Genomic DNA, 18,461 nt, shown 5'->3' on the forward strand with positions numbered 1-18,461 from the left:
GCGACAGGAGGGACAGGATGCCCGAATTGCAAGGCCAATGCATGTGCGGCGCGGTCACCGTGACCGCGACCCCCGCCCGCGACGCGCTGGGCGCCTGCCATTGCGACATGTGCCGCCGCTGGACCAGCAGCGCGCTGGTCACCTTTCCGGCCCAGCCGGGCTATGCGGCGCTGGGGCCGGTCAGGACCTTCACCTCGTCCGACTGGGCCGAACGTGCCTTCTGCGAAGAATGCGGCTCGGCACTGTGGTACCGGATCACCCTGCCGGGCGAGATGCACGGCCAGACACAGATCGCGGCAGGCCTGTTCGACAACGCGGCCGGCAACACGCTGAAACTTGAACTTTACATCGACAAGAAGCCCGAAGGTTACGCGTTCGCAGGTGAGCGCCGCCAGATGACCGAAGCCGAGGTCATGGCCATGTACGCCCCGTCGGAAGAAGGAGACAGCCAATGACGAAATATGATGCCGATTGGGTCCGGGCCGAGGAAGCCAAGCGCAAGTGGATGGCCGAAAATGGCCTGTATTCCGAGCAGGAAGAGCATTCCTCGTGCGGGGTCGGCCTGGTGGTTTCGGTTGACGGCAAGAAAAGCCGCAAGGTGGTCGAGGCGGGGATCAATGCGCTCAAGGCGATCTGGCACCGCGGCGCGGTGGATGCCGACGGCAAGACCGGCGACGGCGCGGGCATCCATGTGCAGATCCCGGCCCCCTTTTTCTATGACCAGATCCGCCGCACCGGGCACGAGCCCAAGATGGACGAGCTGATCGCCGTGGGGCAGGTGTTCCTGCCGCGCACCGATTTCGGCGCGCAAGAGCGCTGCCGGACCATCGTGGAAACCGAAGTTCTGCGGATGGGTTACTACATCTATGGCTGGCGACACGTGCCCGTGGATGTCACCTGCTTGGGTGAAAAGGCCAACGCGACCCGGCCCGAGATCGAGCAGATCCTGATCTCGAATTCCAAGGGCGTTGACGAGGACACGTTCGAGCGCGAGCTGTACGTCATCCGCCGCCGGATCGAGAAAGCCGCCGCCGCCGCGGGGATTTCGGGTCTGTACCTGGCCTCGCTCAGCTGCCGGTCGATCATCTACAAGGGCATGATGCTGGCCGAGCAGGTCGCTGTGTTCTACCCCGACCTGATGGACGAGCGTTTCGAATCCGCCTTTGCGATCTATCACCAGCGCTATTCCACCAACACCTTCCCGCAATGGTGGCTGGCGCAGCCGTTCCGCATGCTGGCCCACAATGGCGAGATCAACACGCTGAAGGGCAACATCAACTGGATGAAAAGCCACGAGATCCGCATGGCCTCGGCGACCTTTGGCGACTATGCCGAAGACATCAAGCCGATCATCGCCGGCGGATCGTCGGATTCGGCGGCGCTGGATTCGGTGTTCGAGGTTCTGGTGCGCGCGGGCCGCTCGGCCCCGATGGCCAAGACGATGCTGGTGCCGGAAAGCTGGTCGAAACAGGCGGTGGAACTGCCGCAGTCCTGGCGCGACATGTATTCCTACTGCAACTCGGTGATGGAGCCGTGGGACGGCCCTGCCGCGCTGGCCATGACCGACGGGCGCTGGGTCTGCGCCGGGCTGGACCGCAACGGCCTGCGCCCGATGCGCTATGTCGTCACCGGCGACGGTCTGGTGATCGCCGGGTCCGAGGCGGGGATGGTCCCCATCAACGAGGCCAGCGTTAAGGAAAAAGGTGCGCTGGGTCCGGGCCAGATGCTGGCCGTCGACATGAAGAAGGGCAAGCTGTACCGCGACAAGCAGATCAAGGACAAGCTGGCCGCGGCCCTGCCGTTCGGCGAATGGGTCAGCAAGATCAACGATCTGGACGAAAAGCTGGCGAAGGTCGCCGAAAAGCCGCTGTTCACCGGTGAGGAACTGCGCAAGCGCCAGATCGCGGCGGGCTACACGGTCGAGGAACTGGAGCAGATCCTCGCACCGATGGCCGAGGATGGCAAAGAGGCGATCGCCTCGATGGGCGACGACACGCCCTCGGCGGTTCTGTCCAAACAGTACCGGCCGCTCAGCCATTTCTTCCGCCAGAACTTCAGCCAGGTGACCAACCCGCCGATCGACAGCCTGCGCGAATACCGCGTGATGTCGCTGAAGACGCGATTCGGCAACCTCAAGAACGTGCTGGATGAAGACAGCAGCCAGACCGAGATCGTGGTGCTGGAAAGCCCCTTTGTCGGCAACGCCCAGTGGGAAGAACTGGTGGCGAATTTCGATGCGCCGCTGGCCGAGATCGACTGCACCTTCGACCCCGGCACCGGTGCGCTGAGCGCCGCGCTGGCGCGCATCCGCGCCGAGGCGGAGGAGGCCGTGCGTTCGGGCGCGGGTCACCTGGTGCTGACCGACCAGTATTCCGGCCCCGGCCAAGTGGCGATGCCGATGATCCTGGCCACCAGCGCGGTGCATTCGCACTTGATCCGTCAGGGCCTGCGGACCTTCTGCTCGCTCAACGTGCGCTCGGCGGAATGCATCGACCCGCATTATTTCGCGGTGCTGATCGGCTGTGGCGCGACCGTGGTGAACGCCTATCTGGCCGAGGATTCGCTGGCCGACCGGATCGAACGCGGGTTGCTGGAAGGCAGCCTGACTGAAAACGTCGCGCGTTACCGCGAGGCGATCGACCAGGGCCTGCTGAAGATCATGGCCAAGATGGGCATCTCGGTGATCTCGTCCTATCGCGGCGGCCTGAATTTCGAAGCCGTGGGCCTGAGCCGCGCCATGGTGGCCGAGTATTTCCCCGGCATGACCAGCCGGATTTCCGGCATCGGCGTCACCGGCATTCAATCCAAGGCTGAAGGAATCCACGCCAAAGGCTGGAAGAGTGGCCTGGATGTTCTGCCTATCGGTGGCTTCTACAAGGCCCGCAAATCGGGTGAGACCCATGCGTGGGAAGCGACCTCGATGCACATGATGCAGATGGCCTGCAACCGCGCCTCGTACGAGCTTTGGAAGCAGTATTCGGCCAAGATGCAGGCCAACCCGCCGATCCATCTGCGCGACCTGATGGATTTCAAACCGCTTGGCAAGCCGATCCCGATCGAGGAGGTCGAGTCGATCACCTCGATCCGCAAGCGGTTCGTCACGCCGGGCATGTCGCTGGGCGCGCTCAGCCCCGAGGCGCACAAGACGCTGAACGTGGCGATGAACCGGATCGGCGCGAAATCCGACTCGGGTGAAGGTGGGGAAGATCCCGCACACTTCGTGCCCGAGCCGAATGGCGACAACCCCTCGGCCAAGATCAAGCAGGTGGCCTCGGGCCGGTTCGGTGTGACCGCCGAATACCTCAACCAGTGCGAAGAGCTGGAAATCAAGGTGGCCCAAGGTGCCAAGCCCGGCGAGGGCGGCCAGCTGCCCGGCATGAAGGTCACCGATCTGATCGCGCGCCTGCGTCACTCGACCAAGGGCGTGACGCTGATCTCGCCGCCGCCGCACCACGACATCTACTCGATCGAGGATCTGGCGCAGCTGATCTATGACCTCAAGCAGATCAACCCGCGCGCCAAGGTGACGGTCAAGCTGGTGGCGTCCTCGGGCGTGGGCACGATCGCCGCCGGGGTGGCCAAGGCCAAGGCCGACATCATCCTGATCTCGGGCCACAATGGCGGCACCGGGGCATCGCCCGCGACCAGCATCAAATATGCCGGCCTGCCGTGGGAGATGGGCCTGACCGAGGCGCACCAGGTTCTGGCGATGAACAACCTGCGCGAGCGGGTGACCCTGCGCACCGATGGCGGTTTGCGCACCGGGCGCGATATCGTCATGGCGGCGATGATGGGGGCCGAGGAATACGGCATCGGCACCGCCGCCCTGATCGCGATGGGCTGCATCATGGTGCGCCAGTGCCAATCGAACACCTGCCCGGTGGGCGTGTGTACGCAGGACGAGAGCCTGCGCGCCAAGTTCACCGGCAATGCCGACAAGGTGGTGAACCTGATCACTTTCTATGCGCAGGAAGTGCGCGAGATTCTGGCCAGCATCGGCGCGCGGTCGCTGGACGAGATCATCGGCCGGGCCGATCTGCTGGCGCAGGTCAGCCGCGGTTCGGCGCATCTGGACGATCTGGACCTGAATCCGCTTCTGATCACCGTCGATGGCGCGCAAAACATCGTCTATGACCGTGACAAGCCCCGCAACGCGGTGCCCGATACGCTGGACTCTGAAATCGTGCGCGACGCTGCGCGGTTCCTGAAGGATGGCGAGAAGATGCAGCTGTCTTATGCCGTGCAGAACACGCACCGGACGGTGGGCACCCGCGTGTCCAGCCACATCGTGCAGAACTTTGGGATGCGCAACACGTTCCAGCCGGACCACCTGCATGTGAAACTGCAGGGCTCGGCCGGCCAGTCGCTGGGCGCCTTCGCCGCGCCGGGGCTCAAGCTGGAAGTGTCGGGCGACGCCAACGACTATGTGGGCAAGGGCCTGTCGGGCGGCACCATCGTCGTGCGCCCGCCGCAGGTCAGCCCGCTGCAGGCCGACCGGAATACGATCATCGGCAACACGGTCCTGTACGGCGCGACCGACGGGTACCTGTTCGCGGCTGGCCGTGCTGGTGAACGCTTTGCCGTGCGCAACTCGGGTGCCACCGTGGTGGTCGAGGGCTGCGGCTCGAACGGGTGTGAGTACATGACCGGCGGCGTTGCGGTGATTCTGGGTGACATCGGCGCGAACTTTGGCGCGGGGATGACGGGCGGCATGGCCTATCTGTACGACCCCGAAGGCAAGGCGCAGCTGCTGATGAACATGGAAACCCTGGTGACCTGCCCCGTAACGGTCGAGCATTGGGAGATGCAGCTGAAGTCGCTGATCGAGCGCCACGCCGCGGAGACCGGCAGCCGCAAGGCCGCCGATATCCTGCAGCACTGGGATGTCGAGCTGTCGAACTTCCTGCAGGTCTGCCCGAAGGAGATGCTGAACAAACTCAGCCACCCGCTGAGCCACGAGGCAGCGGCGGTTCCGGCCGAGTAAGGCCGCCTGTGAAACCTGCCCCGCGTGTTTGAAAAGACACGCGGGGTTTTCGTTTTGTGCCCTCCCGTTTCCGGATTTCTTGAAAAAACATTGCGTGTCGCTAGGCCTGTACACGGAAAGTTTGGAAATTTCGCCAATGCTTCCGCTTGCCGCCAATTTCGCCAGGGAGTCGTCGCATGCCCACGACCTATCTTGACCAGTTCTTTGCCATGGATCCGGCCAGCCCGCCGGCAACGGGGACCCTTCTGACGGTTGAGAAGTACAATCTGGTCGACCAGAACGACGATGGCGACATCGACAGTTCCGACAATGACTCGGTCAACGGCATTGATGTCACCCGATCCTGGCCGGGCGACACGGTGACGATCAACGTGTCCGGTGTGGGGAACGTCACCTACACGGGAATCACCTTCTATCTGGCTGATGGCAGCCGCGTGTTCACCCCGACGGACGGTCAGGTGCTGCAAGAGGGGACGCTAGTCTCGACGACTTTCGTCAATACCGAAGGTCCCTTGGTGGTTCCGGGTGAGCTTGGGCCGCCGTGTTTTACTGCCGGAACAATGATAAAGACACCCGATGGATTGCGCCGCGTCGAGGATCTGCAGGCCGGTGACCTTGTCACGACGGTCGACAATGGTGCGCGGGCCCTGATCTGGGTCGGCAGAACCACCGTCGCGGCCGAGGGCAACGCCGCACCGATCCGCTTTGCCGAAGGGGTTTTGGGACTGGACCGTGACACTCTGTTCTCGCCCCAGCACCGGATGCTGATCGACGATTGGCGCGCGGCTTATTTCTACGGCCACCCCGAGGTTTTGGTTGCCGCACATTCCCTGGTCAACGGCACGACGGTGACGCGGGTCGAAGGTGGAGAGATCGAGTATTTCCACCTGTTGTTCGACCAACACGAGATCGTCATCGCCAACGGCGCCAAAAGCGAAAGCTACTATCCCGGGCACGCCGTTACGCGGTCTGACCGGGAAACCCAGGCCGAGCTGTTGCGACTGTTCCCGCAGTTGGCAGCGGTGGAAGATGGTGGTCCGAAAACCGCCCGTCCGGTGGTGCGCCCGCGCGAAGGGCGGCTGATCGCGTCATAATTCCGTTCCAAATACCGGTGCTGCGGCGTATAGCAGGAACATGGCGAAGAAAGCAGCGCGCAAATCCCGCGGTAAGTCCAAAAAGGCAACCCGGTCTCGGAAAACGGAAACGCTCATCGTTCGGATTCGGCGGTGGGTACTGCGTGTCATTGGGGCTCTGGCCGCGGCGTTCGTGGCGCTTGTTTTGCTTTACACCGTGGTCAACCCGCCGATCACCCATACGATCTGGTCCGAGTGGCGCCGCCTCGGCAAGGTGGACCGGGAATGGGTCGCGATCGAGGATATGTCTTCGGTCATGGCCCGGTCGGTCGTTGCGGCCGAGGATGCGAATTTCTGCCTGCATTGGGGCTTTGACGTAAACGCGATCCGCGATGCGCTTGAAGATGGTGGCAACCGCGGGGCGTCGACCATTTCTCAGCAGGTGGTCAAGAATGTCTTTCTGTGGCAGGGGCGCAGTTGGGTGCGCAAGGCGCTTGAGACCTCCATGACCCCGGTCGTCGAAATCCTCTGGAGCAAGAAGCGCATACTCGAGGTGTATCTGAACGTGGCGGAGACCGGTGAGGGACTGTTCGGGATCGAGGCGGCCGCCCGCAAGAATTTTGGAGTCAGTTCCGCCCAACTCAGCCCGGTGCAGGCGGCGCGGCTGGCGGCAATCCTTCCGTCACCGCGAAACCGTTCGGTCACGGACCCGTCGGTTTACACCCGCAGACGAGCCGCCGCGATCCGCGATGGAGCGGCCACCATCCGCGCAGATGGTCGCGCAGATTGCTTCGAGGATTGAAACTTCTGCCCGTCAGCGGCTATTGCTGAGCGGTACTCAATTGGTTCGAATGGATCCACATGGCGCGTTTGTTTCACGTTCCCCTGTCCCCCTTTAGTCGAAAAGTCCGCCTGTCCCTGGCGGAAAAGAAGATCGAAGTCGAATTGGTCGAGGAAAAGTACTGGGAAAAATCCCCGGACTTCTTGCGCAGAAACCCTGCGGCCAAGGTCCCGGTTCTGCGGCTGGATGGCCGGGTGATGTCAGAAAGCGCGGCGATCTGCGAATACATCGAAGAGACACGGCCGGAACCCGCATTGATGCCGAAAACTCCGGAAGCACGGTTCGAGGTGCGCCGTCTGGTCAGTTGGTTTGATGACAAATTCCACCATGAGGTGACATCCAAGCTGCTGTACGAGCGGGTGAACAAAAAAGTGACCGGTCAGGGCTATCCCGACAGCAAGAACGTCAAGGAAGGCGCGCGGGCAATCAAGTTCCACTTGGATTACATGGCCTGGCTGCTGGATCAGCGGCGCTGGCTGGCGGGGGATCAGATGACATTGGCCGATTTTGCGGCTGCCGCGCATCTGTCGGCGTTGGACTATATTTCGGACGTGGACTGGAATCGCAGCCATGTGGTCAAGGACTGGTACGCCAAGATCAAGTCTCGCCCGGCCTTCCGGTCGATTCTGGCGGATCAGGTGCCGGGGTTCCGCCCGCCCGCCCATTACGCCGACCTGGATTTCTGATAGGTTGGGGCAGGGGGCTGTCTGCCCCCTCTTGGCCCGTTGGGCCAATTCACCCCCGAGGATATTTTGGGCCAGATGAACAGCGCGACGGCATTGAAGGACAGGTTGGTGGCGCAGGCCCGGGCCGAGGGGTTCGTGTCGTGCCGGATCTGCCGACCCTGGGACGTGCCGGAAGTGCCTGCGCGGTTGGCCGCCTTTCTGGCGGCGGATTATCACGGGCAGATGGGTTGGATGGCCGAGCGGACCCATTGGCGGGGGGATCCGGCGCAGCTGTGGCCCGAGGCGCGCTCGGTCATCATGCTGGCCGAGAGTTACACGCCGGATCATGATCCGACCGAGGTTCTGGGGCGACCCGATCGCGGGGCGATCTCGGTCTATGCGCAAAACAGGGATTACCACGATCTGGTCAAGAAGCGGCTGAAGCGCCTGGCCCGTTGGCTGATTGCCGAAGCCGGGGGCGAGGTGAAGGTGTTCGTCGACACCGCGCCGGTGCCCGAGAAGGCCTTGGGCCATGCGGCCGGGTTGGGCTGGCAGGGCAAACACACCAATCTGGTCAGCCGGGAGTGGGGCAATTGGGCCTTTTTAGGGTCTGTTTTCACCACCCTGGACTTGCCGACGGACCCGCCGGAAGTGGATCATTGCGGGTCGTGTCGAGCCTGTCTGGATGCCTGCCCCACGGAAGCCTTCCCGGCACCCTATCAGCTGGATGCGCGGCGTTGCATTTCCTATCTGACCATCGAGCACAAGGGGCCGGTGGATCAGGAGTTGCGGGGCAAGCTGGGCAACCGGATCTATGGCTGTGATGATTGCCTGGCCGCGTGCCCGTGGAACAAGTTCGCGGTCGCGGCCAGCGACATCCGCTATGCCGCGCGCCAAGACCTGATGGCGCCGCCGTTGGCGGAACTGGCCGGGTTGGACGATGCGGCGTTCCGGGCCAGGTTCTCGGGCTCACCGATCAAGCGGATCGGGCGCGACCGCTTCGTGCGCAACGTACTGTATGCCATCGGCAATTCCGGGTCGTCGGCGTTGATTCCGGTCGCGCAGGCGCTGACCGAGGACCCCGACCCCACGGTGGCGGACGCGGCGCGCTGGGCGGTCGAACAACTGTCGTGAATGCCGCAAACAGGCTGGACGCGTCGGTTCAAACCGCTACACCCGTGACTGCGAACAGGATGGAGACCCCGATGGCGTTGGCTTTGGGCGTGGATACCGGTGGAACCTACACCGATGCGGTGCTGATCCGGGACGAGAAAGAGGTGATCGCCTCGGCCAAGTCCCTGACCACGCGCGAGGATCTGGCGATCGGCGTCGGGCGGGCGATCCGGGTGGTGCTGGACCAGGCGCAGGTCGCGCCCGGTCAGATCTCGATGGCGTCGCTGTCGACGACGCTGGCCACGAACGCGCTGGTCGAGGGGCAGGGCGGGCGCGTTGCGCTGATCTATGTCGGGTTTCGGGACGGCGATCTGGACAGGCATGGGCTGCGCGATGCGCTGAAGGGTGACCCGGCGCTGGTGATCGCGGGCGGGCACAGCCATGCCGGGGCCGAGGCCGCGCCGTTGGATACAGGGGCGTTGACCGAATTTCTGGACCAGCAGTCCGGGATTTCCGGGTTCGCGGTCGCAGCCCAGTTCGCCACGCGCAACCCCGCGCACGAGCTTGAGGTCGCGCGGATCATCGCCGAAAAGACCGGTGCGCCGGTGACCTGCTCGCATCAGTTGTCGGCCAAGCTGAACGGGCCGAAACGTGCGGTGACGGCAGTGCTGAACGCACGTCTGATCGGAATGATCGACCGCCTGATTGGCCGGGCGCAGGATGTGTTGCTCGAGCTGGGCATCGACGCGCCGATGATGGTGGTGCGTGGGGATGGCGCCTTGATGAGCGCCGAGCAGGCGCGGGAGCGGCCGATCGAAACCATTCTTAGCGGTCCGGCGGCCTCGATCGTGGGGGCGCGCTGGCTGACCGGAGTTCAGGACGCGCTGGTGTCGGATATCGGAGGGACGACGACCGATGTGGCGCTGATCCGTGATGGAAAACCGGCGATCGACCCGGCGGGCGCCCGGGTCGGCGGGTTCCGCACCATGGTCGAGGCGGTGGCGATGCGCACGCATGGTCTGGGCGGTGACAGCCAGGTGCATGTGGTGACGGAGGGCCTGCGCGGCGGTGTGTTCCTGGGTCCGCGCCGGGTGCTGCCGGTGTCGCTGATCGCGGCCCAGGCGCCCGGGGTGGTCCATGCCGCGCTGGACGAGCAGTTGCGCGCGACCACGGTGGGCGAGCACGACACCCGTTTCGCCCGCCGTGTGCCCGGCATCCACGCCGAGGGTCTGGGCCCGCGCGAGGCGGGGCTGCTGGAGCGGCTGGGGGACAAGGTTATGTCCCTGAGCGCCCTGTTGCGCACGCGGATGGAAAACGGTGCTCTGACCCGGCTGGTGGATCGCGGGATCGTTCAGGTTTCGGGGGTGACGCCGTCGGATGCCAGCCACGTTCTGGGGCGCCTGTCCGATTGGGATGCCGATGCCGCGCGCAAGGCGCTGGAGTTGATTGCTCGCCGTCGTGTGGGGTCGGGCGACCGGCTGGCGGGCTCGGCCGATGAGCTGGCCGGGATGATCGTGGATCAGTTGACCGAGCAGACCGTTTTAACCTTGTTAGAGACTGCTTTTGCGGAAGAGGCCGAGGCGTTCGGCCTGCCGCCCGAGGATCTGGCGCGCCATGTGCTGACGCGGCGGGGCTTGCGCGGGCATCGCGGTCTGCTGGCGTTGGACACGAGGCTGAACGTGGATGTGGTCGGGCTGGGGGCCTCGGCGCCAAGCTATTACCCGGCGGTCGGTGAGCGGCTGCGCTGTACCATGGTGCTGCCCGACCATGCCGGGGTGGCCAACGCGATCGGGGCCGTCGTGGGGCGGCTGACCATGCGGCGGGCGGGCACGGTGACCGCCCCGTCCGAAGGCCGGTACCGCGTGCATCTGAACGACGGGCCGCAGGATTTCCCCGAACCCGAACCCGCGTTGGACCTGCTGGAGGCCGAACTGCGGCGCGAGACCGAAAGCGCCGTGCGCGAAGCCGGGGCCGAGGATATCCGCGTGATCGTCAACCGTGACATCCGCACCGCCCGGATCGAAGGCAAGGATGTCTTCGTCGAGGCGATGCTGACCGTCGAAGCCAGCGGCCGCCCGCGGGTGGCCGTCGGCTGAGCGTTATTCGGCGGCGTTGCTGCGTTTGGGCAGAACCCAGTCCGGGCGCGGGAAGTGGCAGGTATAGCCGTTTGGGATACGCTGAAGATAGTCCTGATGCTCGGGCTCGGCCTCCCAGAAATCGCCGACGGGTTCGACCTCGGTGACGACCTTGCCGGGCCACAGCCCGCTGGCATCCACATCGGCGATCGTGTCCAGCGCGATCTGTTTCTGCGTCTCGTCGCAGTAATAGATGGCCGAGCGATAGCTCATTCCGATGTCATTGCCCTGACGGTTCACGGTGGTCGGGTCGTGGATCTGGAAGAAGAACTCGAGCAGATCGCGATAGGTGATCTGCGCGGGGTCGAACCAGATCTCGATCCCTTCGGCATGGGTGCCGTGGTTGCGATAAGTCGCGTTGGGCACGTCGCCGCCGGTATATCCGACGCGGGTGCGCAGAACGCCGGGCAGCTTGCGGATCAGGTCCTGCATGCCCCAGAAGCAGCCTCCGGCCAGAACGGCGCGGTGTTCGGTCATTTCGGGTCCTCCACTTGATCGAGGTATTCGCCATAGCCCTCGGCCTCCATGTCGTCACGATGGATGAACCGCAGCGCGGCGGAGTTTATGCAATAACGTAGCCCACCCTGATCCAGCGGACCATCGGGAAACACATGGCCCAGGTGGCCGTCGCCGTGTTTCGAGCGGACCTCGGTCCGGATCATGCCCAGCGAGCGGTCCTCCAGCTCGGTGACGTGGTCATGCACGATGGGTTTGGTGAAGCTGGGCCAGCCGCAGCCCGATTCGTATTTGTGGGTCGAGGCGAACAGCGGCTCGCCCGATACGACATCCACGTAGATGCCCGGTTCTTTGTTGTGCAGATATTTGCCGGTGCCGGGGCGTTCGGTCCCGTTGCGCTGGGTGACGTGGAATTCCTCGGGCGACAGGGCCGCGACAACCGATGGATCTTTGGTATATTTGGGCATGGGTCCTCCGGCATTGCATACGTTGCCGAGATATTTGGGGTGCGCCGCGACAAAAGCAAAGCCCTGTTTCACCCGGCTCGCGCGATCGTGCGGGTGATCTGCCGCCGTGCTTCGAGCGTATCATTACCAAAGAGGAGGTCACGCCATGTTCAGAATGTTGCTGTTGTCTGCCTTGTTGTTGATCGGTCGAACGGTGCAGGCCGCGCCCGTGTCCGGAGAATTCCCATCGATCGATGGCGGCACGCTGTCGCTGTCGGACTGGCGCGGCCAGCCGGTTCTGGTGGTCAACACGGCCTCGCAATGCGGGTTTACCGGGCAGTATTCCGGGCTGCAAAAGCTGCAGGACACCTATGGACCCGAAGGTTTGGTGGTTCTGGCGGTCCCGTCGGATTCCTTCAATCAGGAATTGGAAACCGCCAGTGAGGTCAAGGAGTTCTGTGAGTTGAACTATGACCTGACCCTGCCCATGACCGACATCACCCCCGTGACCGGCCCGCAGGCCCACCCGTTCTACAAGGCGGTCGCGGCCGAAACCGGGTTTGTGCCGGGCTGGAATTTCAACAAGATCCTGCTGAGCCCCGATGGCGAGGTCGTGGCGACCTTTGGGTCGACGACCCGGCCGGACTCTCGCAAGCTGCGCAGTCAGGTCGAGGCGCTGCTGCGCTGAACTGGCTGGCGTGACAACTGCACGGCCAGAATGCCCAGCGTGATAACCGCAACACCAACGGCGTCCATTGCGCCCAACCGTTCACCCAGCAGAATCGCGGCGATTGTGACCCCGAACACCGGGTTGAGGAAATGGAAGGTGGCCGCGCGGATCGGCCCGATCCGGTTGAGCAGCAAGAACCAGATCAACGTGGCCAGCAGGCCGGGGAACAGGGTCGTGTAGGTGAAGGCCAGCGCCAGCGGCCAGGTTGGACGGACATAGATCGTCTCGAACAACGGGGCGGCGACAAACAGAACCGCCGAGCCGACGAACATCTGCAAACCGACGACCATCATGAAATTCCCGCCCGAGGTCGCCCCGCGCACGGCCAGCGTGGCGAAGGTCAGCGCCAGCGCGCCCAGCCCGCAGAGGGCAACGCCAAACAGGTCGATCCCTGCGCTGATCCGGCTGCTCATGATCAGGGCCACGCCAGCGAACCCGGCCAGCAGACCCACGACACCCAGCGGACGCAACCGTTCCCCGAACAGCAGCCAGCCGGCCAGCGCCACCAAGAGCGGCATGGTTGAGGCGATGATCGCCGCCGCCGAGGCCTCGACCGTTTGCATCGCATAGAAATTCAGACCCAAATACAGGGCATTCTGGCAGATTCCGAACAGGATGGTCGCATGCCATTGCGACCGCGTCAGGTGCCAGCTCTGGCCCATGGCCGCGGCGATGGCGACACCCAGGAGGCCGGAAATCAGGAAGCGAACCGCCAGTGAAAACAGCGGCGAGGCATCCGCGACGATGATCCGCGCCGAGGTAAAGGCCGACGACCAGATGAAGGCAAAGGCCAGCCCCATGGCGATGGCGCGCAGATCCATGACCGCTCCTGTTTGAATGTGCGGCGACTGTTTCCGATTTTCTCTCGGGCCACAAGCGCCCGAGCGTCAAAAAAGACACATGGAGCGCGCAAGTTTTCCGTGGGTGCCGGTTTTATTGATTGACTAGCCAATTAAAGATATCCGCTCGGTGATCTGACATTTAAAGGGAGGTTTGTCGGTGCTATTGGAATACATCCTGTCATTCGGGGTCCTGCTTGCTCTTGGGCTGGTAGCGTTCTTCGTCGTGAAATGGTGGAACCTGCGGTGCGTGGGCGTGACACCTGTACATCTGTTCACTTTCATCGCGATCCTGTTCACATCCGGCCTGGATGTCGGGCTGATCATGTTCCCGCTCACCGAATTCGGAGGCTATGCCGAAGATCCGGCCTATGCGTTCGCAAACCCGCTGGCGATCGAGTTCGGGTTCTGGGGTTTCCTGATCTGGGCCTTCTATTTCCTGACGGCCTTCTATTTCTGCGTCATCGAGCCCCGAGTGCAGTTCTTTGAAATCCCGGTGGTCAAGCTGATCAACAACGTGGTGATCATCGGGACCTGCGCTTTCACCGCCAGCCTGTTCCTGATCTACCTGCCCGGATACCTGCCCGAAGTTGGTGATGGCGAGTCCGTAGTGACCACGTTTTACATCATCGTGTTTGTCGTCATTCTGGCCGCGGCCTATTCCTCGACTGACCTGAAATACGTGCGGATTCTTTCTGTCGGCTCGACGTTTCTGTTCCTGGCACTGATCCTTGGCATGTGGGCCGCGGCCGGTATGGGCGTTGCGGGTTTCGTGGAAACCAGCAGCAATATCGGGGCGTATTTCGCCAATATCCACAAGTTCGTACTGCCTCTGACCGACTATCACGCCTTCTACCTGTTCTGGTGGTTTGCCTGGTCGATCATGATCGGTCAGTTCACCTCGCGCTTTGTCGGAGGGCTGACCACCTGGCAATTGCTGGCGGCGCTGCTGATCTTTCCGTCGATCCCCTTGGCGATCTGGTTCAGCGTGCTTTACTACTATCACCTGAACGGCATCAGCACCGCAGGCATCACCAACATCGCGATGGTGATCGTCGGCGTGACCTTCGTGATCAACTCACTGGATTCGTTGATCAGGCTCTATACCGACAACCTGAACATGACGGTCGAACGCTTCGGCAAGACGGCCTATGTTGCCGGCAACGTGGGGCTTCTGTTTGTGCTGACGCTTCTGTTCCAGAGCCAGTGGCTGCAGATTCAGTGGATCGGCGCCGTTGTGGTTGGCCTCTACCTCGCCTGCGTGGTCTATATCCTGATCGCCAAGCGCAAAGAGGTGATGAGCATCGACTCGATGCCCGAAGATCGGGACCTGGATTTCCACAAGGTCGAGACTGTTCACTGACCTCGGCCAACGACAACACCGGGCCTGGTCCAGCGGACCCGGTAAACAAATACCATAGAAAAAGGGCCGCGAAATCGCGGCCCTTGATCGTTTTCCCTAAGTCGCGGATCAGCTGTTGACGCTGTCCTTCAGGGCCTTGGCGATGGTCATCTTCACAACCTTGTCGGCTTCTTTGGTGAAGGTCTCACCAGTGGCCGGGTTGCGAACCTGACGCTCGGGGCGCTCGCGGCAGTAGATCTTGCCGACGCCCGGCAGGGTCACAGCGCCACCGGCCGAAACTTCGCGGGTGATCAGGCCAGTGATCGCCTCCAGCGCCGCGTTCGCGGATTTCTTGTCGGTTCCCATTTCCTCAGCGAGAGCAGCAACCAGCTGAGTCTTCGTCATAGGCTTTGCCATTTCTTGGTCTCCTTAACGTGCCCGATCTATTGGGCCTCACCGCGTAACTGTAACGGGATATTGTGGGCGAACACAACGAATAGTAGCACCGAAACCCCAAAAAATATGGGGATTTCGTTGCTTTTTTGCGTCAGAGGAAGGCCGTTTCGTCGAACGAGCGCAATTTCCGGCTGTGCAAACGTTCCAGTGGCATGCCTCGCAGGTGTTCCATCGCCCGGATTCCGATCGCCAGATGGCGGCTGACCTGGGTTGTATAGAACTCGGACGCCATGCCGGGCAACTTCAATTCTCCATGCAGGGGCTTGTCGGACACGCACAGCAAGGTGCCGTAGGGCACACGGAACCGATAGCCGTTGGCGGCGATCGTGGCGCTTTCCATATCCAGCGCGATGGCGCGCGACTGGCTGAGGCGCTGCACCGGGCCGGACTGGTCGCGCAGTTCCCAGTTGCGGTTGTCGACCGAAGCCACCGTGCCGGTGCGCATGATCCGCTTCAGCTCATAGCCTTCCAGCTCGGTCACTTCGGCTACGGCGCGTTCCAGTGCGACCTGAACTTCGGCCAGCGGCGGGATCGGTACCCAGACGGGCAGATCGTCATCCAGCACCTTGTCTTCGCGCAGATAGGCATGGGCCAGCACGAAATCCCCCAGGGCCTGCGTGTTGCGCAGCCCCGCGCAGTGGCCGACCATCAGCCAGGCATGTGGGCGCAGCACCGCGATGTGGTCGGTGGCGGTCTTGGCGTTGGATGGGCCGACGCCGATATTGACCAGCGTAATCCCCGACCCGTCGGCGCGTTTCAGGTGATAGGTGGGCATCTGCGGCAGTTTCAGCGGCTGTTCCAGCGGCGCGTCGGGGTCGGTGATCTCGACATTCCCGGTCGAGACGAAACTGGTATAGCCGCTGTCCGGGTCGACCAGTTGCGCGCGGGCGTAGTTCTCGAATTCCGAGACATAGAACTGGTAGTTGGTGAACAGAACGTGGTTCTGGAAATGGTCCGGGTCGGTGGCGGTGTAATGGGCCAGCCGGGCCAGTGAATAGTCGATGCGCTGGGCGGTGAACAAGGCCAGTGGGCCGACGCCATCCTGCGGTTCGTGCACACCGTTGACGATGTCGTCATTTGTGGTGGTCAGATCGGGCACGTCGAACACGTCGCGCAGGGTGAACCCGGCCGCACCCTGATGCGGCACCACCAGATCGGGGTTGCCGGCCACGGCGAAATGCACCGGCATCGGCGTGGTCGAGGGGCCGATGGTCACCGGCTGGTTGTGGTTCTTGATCAGCAGCGCGATCTGCTGCGTGAGGTAGGACCGGAACAGATCCGGCCGGGTCACGGTAGTGGCATGAACCCCCGGCTCGGACACGTGACCAAAGCTCAGGCGGCTGTCCACATGCGCGTAGGACGCCGTACGGATACGGATTTCCGGGTAATAGGCTCTGTAACGGACCTTGGGCGTGCCGCTTTCCATGGCCTCGGCAAAGCTGTCGCACAGAAAGGCGGTGGACTCGTTGTACAGCTCTTCCAGCCGGGCAACGGCCGCAGCGGCATCGGTGAAAATCTCGGGGTCCCGTGGGTCGGGAGTTGTTATTTTTGTCATGCGAGGGGTTCCAGAAGGTCAATTTTTTCGAATGTTCGGACATCCACCAGTCCCAGATCGGATATCCGCAGTTCGGGGATGACGACAAGGGCCAGCAGCGAGTGCTGCATATAGGCGTTGTTCAACTGACAGCCGCAGGCCTGCATCGCCTCGACCATTTTCTGCGCCTTGGCCGCGACGTCCGCGGCAGGGCTGTCGGACATCAGGCCCGCAATGGGCAGTTCGACCAGCGCCAGCTCTTCGCCATCACGGAAGATGGTGATGCCGCCGCCTACTTCGGCCAGGCGATTGGCGGCCAGCGCCATCTGATCGCGGTTGGTGCCGACCACGATCATGTGGTGGCTGTCATGCGCCACAGTCGAGGCCATGGCCATCCGGCCCTGATAGCCAAAGCCCGAAACGAAGGCGTTGGTCACGCCGCCCGTGGCGCGGTGCCGCTCGACCAGCGCAATCTGGCAGACATCGCCTTCGCCCTCGACCAGCCCGCCGATAATGGGCAACTCGGCCTTCAGCGCTTGGGTGGGGGCCTGGTTCTCGACCACGCCGATCACGTTTGCACGCACGCGATTGGCGCCTTCGGGCGCGGAGATCTCGAAATCGGCGGCGGTCAGGGCATGGCCCAGATGCACCGTGTTGCGTGCCCGGCCAGGCCAGTCGAAATGCGGGCAATCCACCGTGATCGCGCCGTTCTCGGCCACCACCCGCCCACGGGCGATGGCCATCTCGATCGGCAGTTCAGTCAGGTTCGAACTGAGGATCACGTCCGCCCGGCGGCCCGGCGTGATCGAGCCGATCTCGCGTTCCAGCCCGAAATGGGTGGCGGTGTTGATCGTGGCCATCTGCAGGGCGATCAGCGGGTCGCACCCACAGGCGATGGCATGGCGCACGACGCGGTTCATGTGACCCTCGTTCACCAGCGTGCCCGAGTGGCAGTCATCGGTACACAGGATGAAGTTGCGCGGGTCCAGCCCCTTTTCGGTGACCGCGGTGATCTGGCTTTCCACGTCATACCAGGCCGAGCCCAGCCGCATCATCGACCGCATCCCCTGCCGCACGCGGGCAATGGCGTCGGCCTCGCAGGTGCCTTCGTGGTCATCCGCCGGGCCGCCGGCGACATAGGCTGCAAAATCAGGCCCTAAATCAGGGGATGCATAGTGTCCGCCCACCGTCTTTCCCGCGCGCTGGGTGGCGGCGATTTCGGCCAGCATCTTGGGATCGGAGTTGATCACACCGGGAAAGTTCATCATCTCGCCCAGCCCGATGATGCCAGGCCAGGTCATCGCCTCGGCCACGTCTTCGGCGGTGATCTCGTAGCCCGTGGTTTCCAGCCCGGGCGCCGAGGGCGCGCAGGACGGCATCTGGGTGAAGATGTTGACCGGCTGCATCAGCGCCTCGTCATGCATCATCCGCACGCCGTCCAACCCCAGGACATTGGCGATTTCATGCGGGTCGGTGAACATCGACGTGGTGCCATGCGGGATCACCGCGCGGGCGAACTCGGCCGGGGTCAGCATGCCGGATTCGATATGCATATGCGCGTCGCACAGGCCGGGGATCATGTAGCGGCCCTTGGCCTCGATGATCTGTGTGTCGGGCCCGATGCAGTGGCTGGCGTCGGGGCCGACATAGGCCACGCGTCCGGCGGCGATGGCGATGGAGTGATCGGGCAGCGCCTCGCGGCTGTGCACGTTGATCCAGATCCCGCCGCGAATGACCATGTCGGCGGCTTCGCGGCCAGCGGCAACGGCGATCAGGCGGGGGGCGACGTCGGGCCAAGAGGGGAAGGGTGCGTATTCCATGGCACAACTTTCCCGAATGCATCGGAA

The 18,461-nt window shown here is 63.2% G+C and carries 15 protein-coding genes; 9 read left to right on the forward strand and 6 right to left on the reverse strand.

The annotated features are described in order from the left end of the window. Positions 1 to 17 precede the first annotated feature (17 nt). From K3752_RS16765 to K3752_RS16795, 7 genes are all read left to right on the forward strand, one after another. The gene (locus K3752_RS16765; protein WP_170459404.1) at positions 18 to 455 is read left to right on the forward strand and encodes a GFA family protein; all 438 of its coding nucleotides are present in this window, start codon (positions 18 to 20) and stop codon (positions 453 to 455) included. After that, the gene (gltB, locus tag K3752_RS16770) at positions 452 to 4,984 is read left to right on the forward strand and encodes a glutamate synthase large subunit (protein ID WP_260063860.1); all 4,533 of its coding nucleotides are present in this window, start codon (positions 452 to 454) and stop codon (positions 4,982 to 4,984) included. The genes K3752_RS16765 and gltB overlap by 4 nt, the downstream gene beginning before the upstream one ends. 176 nt (positions 4,985 to 5,160) lie before the next feature. Then, positions 5,161 to 6,078, forward strand: coding sequence for a Hint domain-containing protein (locus tag K3752_RS16775; protein ID WP_170447148.1), 918 nt, complete (start codon positions 5,161 to 5,163; stop codon positions 6,076 to 6,078). A gap of 40 nt (positions 6,079 to 6,118) precedes the next feature. After that, positions 6,119 to 6,859, forward strand: coding sequence for a monofunctional biosynthetic peptidoglycan transglycosylase (gene mtgA / locus K3752_RS16780; RefSeq protein ID WP_260063861.1), 741 nt, complete (start codon positions 6,119 to 6,121; stop codon positions 6,857 to 6,859). A gap of 59 nt (positions 6,860 to 6,918) precedes the next feature. Further along, positions 6,919 to 7,584 (forward strand): glutathione S-transferase family protein, encoded by a 666-nt coding sequence (locus K3752_RS16785; protein ID WP_260063862.1) that lies wholly within the window; start codon positions 6,919 to 6,921, stop codon positions 7,582 to 7,584. A gap of 75 nt (positions 7,585 to 7,659) precedes the next feature. After that, a complete protein-coding gene (gene queG, locus K3752_RS16790; protein WP_260063863.1) occupies positions 7,660 to 8,697 on the forward strand; it encodes a tRNA epoxyqueuosine(34) reductase QueG in 1,038 nt (345 codons plus the stop codon). A gap of 71 nt (positions 8,698 to 8,768) precedes the next feature. Then, on the forward strand, positions 8,769 to 10,772 hold the full coding sequence (locus K3752_RS16795; RefSeq protein ID WP_260066348.1) for a hydantoinase/oxoprolinase family protein: 2,004 nt from the start codon (positions 8,769 to 8,771) through the stop codon (positions 10,770 to 10,772). Between the two features lie 3 nt (positions 10,773 to 10,775). On the opposite strand, the gene msrA is transcribed toward K3752_RS16795, so the two are convergent. Together msrA and msrB are read right to left on the reverse strand one after the other, a co-directional pair. Further along, complete coding sequence (gene msrA / locus K3752_RS16800; RefSeq protein WP_260063864.1) at positions 10,776 to 11,288, reverse strand: peptide-methionine (S)-S-oxide reductase MsrA; 513 nt, start codon at positions 11,286 to 11,288, stop codon at positions 10,776 to 10,778. Beyond that, a complete protein-coding gene (gene msrB, locus K3752_RS16805; protein ID WP_170443774.1) occupies positions 11,285 to 11,734 on the reverse strand; it encodes a peptide-methionine (R)-S-oxide reductase MsrB in 450 nt (149 codons plus the stop codon). The genes msrA and msrB overlap by 4 nt, the downstream gene beginning before the upstream one ends. A gap of 145 nt (positions 11,735 to 11,879) precedes the next feature. On the opposite strand from msrB, the gene K3752_RS16810 reads away from it, so the two are divergent. Continuing rightward, entirely contained in the window at positions 11,880 to 12,401 is a 522-nt protein-coding gene (locus K3752_RS16810; protein ID WP_170363901.1) for a glutathione peroxidase, read from the forward strand. On the opposite strand, the gene K3752_RS16815 is transcribed toward K3752_RS16810, so the two are convergent. Beyond that, entirely contained in the window at positions 12,377 to 13,264 is an 888-nt protein-coding gene (locus tag K3752_RS16815) for a DMT family transporter (protein ID WP_170360994.1), read from the reverse strand. The genes K3752_RS16810 and K3752_RS16815 overlap by 25 nt on opposite strands. 184 nt (positions 13,265 to 13,448) lie before the next feature. Here K3752_RS16815 and K3752_RS16820 point away from each other — a divergent pair, with 184 nt between their 5' ends. Further along, positions 13,449 to 14,645, forward strand: a complete 1,197-nt coding sequence (locus K3752_RS16820; protein WP_260066350.1) for a BCCT family transporter — start codon at positions 13,449 to 13,451, stop codon at positions 14,643 to 14,645. 108 nt (positions 14,646 to 14,753) lie between these two features. Here the strand turns inward: K3752_RS16820 and K3752_RS16825 are convergent, their stop codons facing one another. The 3 genes from K3752_RS16825 to ade form a co-directional block, all read right to left on the reverse strand. Further along, on the reverse strand, positions 14,754 to 15,041 hold the full coding sequence (locus tag K3752_RS16825) for an HU family DNA-binding protein (protein ID WP_170340577.1): 288 nt from the start codon (positions 15,039 to 15,041) through the stop codon (positions 14,754 to 14,756). A gap of 130 nt (positions 15,042 to 15,171) precedes the next feature. Further along, positions 15,172 to 16,635 carry an AMP nucleosidase gene (locus K3752_RS16830; protein ID WP_260063865.1) on the reverse strand — a complete coding sequence of 488 codons (1,464 nt, stop codon included), beginning with the start codon at positions 16,633 to 16,635 and terminating at the stop codon, positions 15,172 to 15,174. Next, positions 16,632 to 18,434, reverse strand: coding sequence for an adenine deaminase (gene ade, locus K3752_RS16835; protein WP_260063866.1), 1,803 nt, complete (start codon positions 18,432 to 18,434; stop codon positions 16,632 to 16,634). The genes K3752_RS16830 and ade overlap by 4 nt, the downstream gene beginning before the upstream one ends. Positions 18,435 to 18,461: the final 27 nt, after the last annotated feature.

Origin of the sequence: Ruegeria sp. B32, from assembly GCF_025141855.1 — a bacterium.
Taxonomy (GTDB): domain Bacteria; phylum Pseudomonadota; class Alphaproteobacteria; order Rhodobacterales; family Rhodobacteraceae; genus Ruegeria; species Ruegeria arenilitoris.

Bases quoted from the DNA above. Each gene is read 5' to 3' on its own strand.
- ade (WP_260063866.1), bottom strand. From the start codon at position 18,434: ATGGAATACGCACCCTTCCCCTCTTGGCCCGACGTCGCCCCCCGCCTG.
- mtgA (WP_260063861.1), top strand. From the start codon at position 6,119: ATGGCGAAGAAAGCAGCGCGCAAATCCCGCGGTAAGTCCAAAAAGGCA.
- K3752_RS16825 (WP_170340577.1), bottom strand. From the start codon at position 15,041: ATGGCAAAGCCTATGACGAAGACTCAGCTGGTTGCTGCTCTCGCTGAG.
- gltB (WP_260063860.1), top strand. From the start codon at position 452: ATGACGAAATATGATGCCGATTGGGTCCGGGCCGAGGAAGCCAAGCGC.
- K3752_RS16795 (WP_260066348.1), top strand. From the start codon at position 8,769: ATGGCGTTGGCTTTGGGCGTGGATACCGGTGGAACCTACACCGATGCG.
- msrA (WP_260063864.1), bottom strand. From the start codon at position 11,288: ATGACCGAACACCGCGCCGTTCTGGCCGGAGGCTGCTTCTGGGGCATG.
- K3752_RS16815 (WP_170360994.1), bottom strand. From the start codon at position 13,264: ATGGATCTGCGCGCCATCGCCATGGGGCTGGCCTTTGCCTTCATCTGG.
- K3752_RS16765 (WP_170459404.1), top strand. From the start codon at position 18: ATGCCCGAATTGCAAGGCCAATGCATGTGCGGCGCGGTCACCGTGACC.
- K3752_RS16785 (WP_260063862.1), top strand. From the start codon at position 6,919: ATGGCGCGTTTGTTTCACGTTCCCCTGTCCCCCTTTAGTCGAAAAGTC.
- queG (WP_260063863.1), top strand. From the start codon at position 7,660: ATGAACAGCGCGACGGCATTGAAGGACAGGTTGGTGGCGCAGGCCCGG.
- K3752_RS16775 (WP_170447148.1), top strand. From the start codon at position 5,161: ATGCCCACGACCTATCTTGACCAGTTCTTTGCCATGGATCCGGCCAGC.
- K3752_RS16810 (WP_170363901.1), top strand. From the start codon at position 11,880: ATGTTCAGAATGTTGCTGTTGTCTGCCTTGTTGTTGATCGGTCGAACG.
- msrB (WP_170443774.1), bottom strand. From the start codon at position 11,734: ATGCCCAAATATACCAAAGATCCATCGGTTGTCGCGGCCCTGTCGCCC.
- K3752_RS16830 (WP_260063865.1), bottom strand. From the start codon at position 16,635: ATGACAAAAATAACAACTCCCGACCCACGGGACCCCGAGATTTTCACC.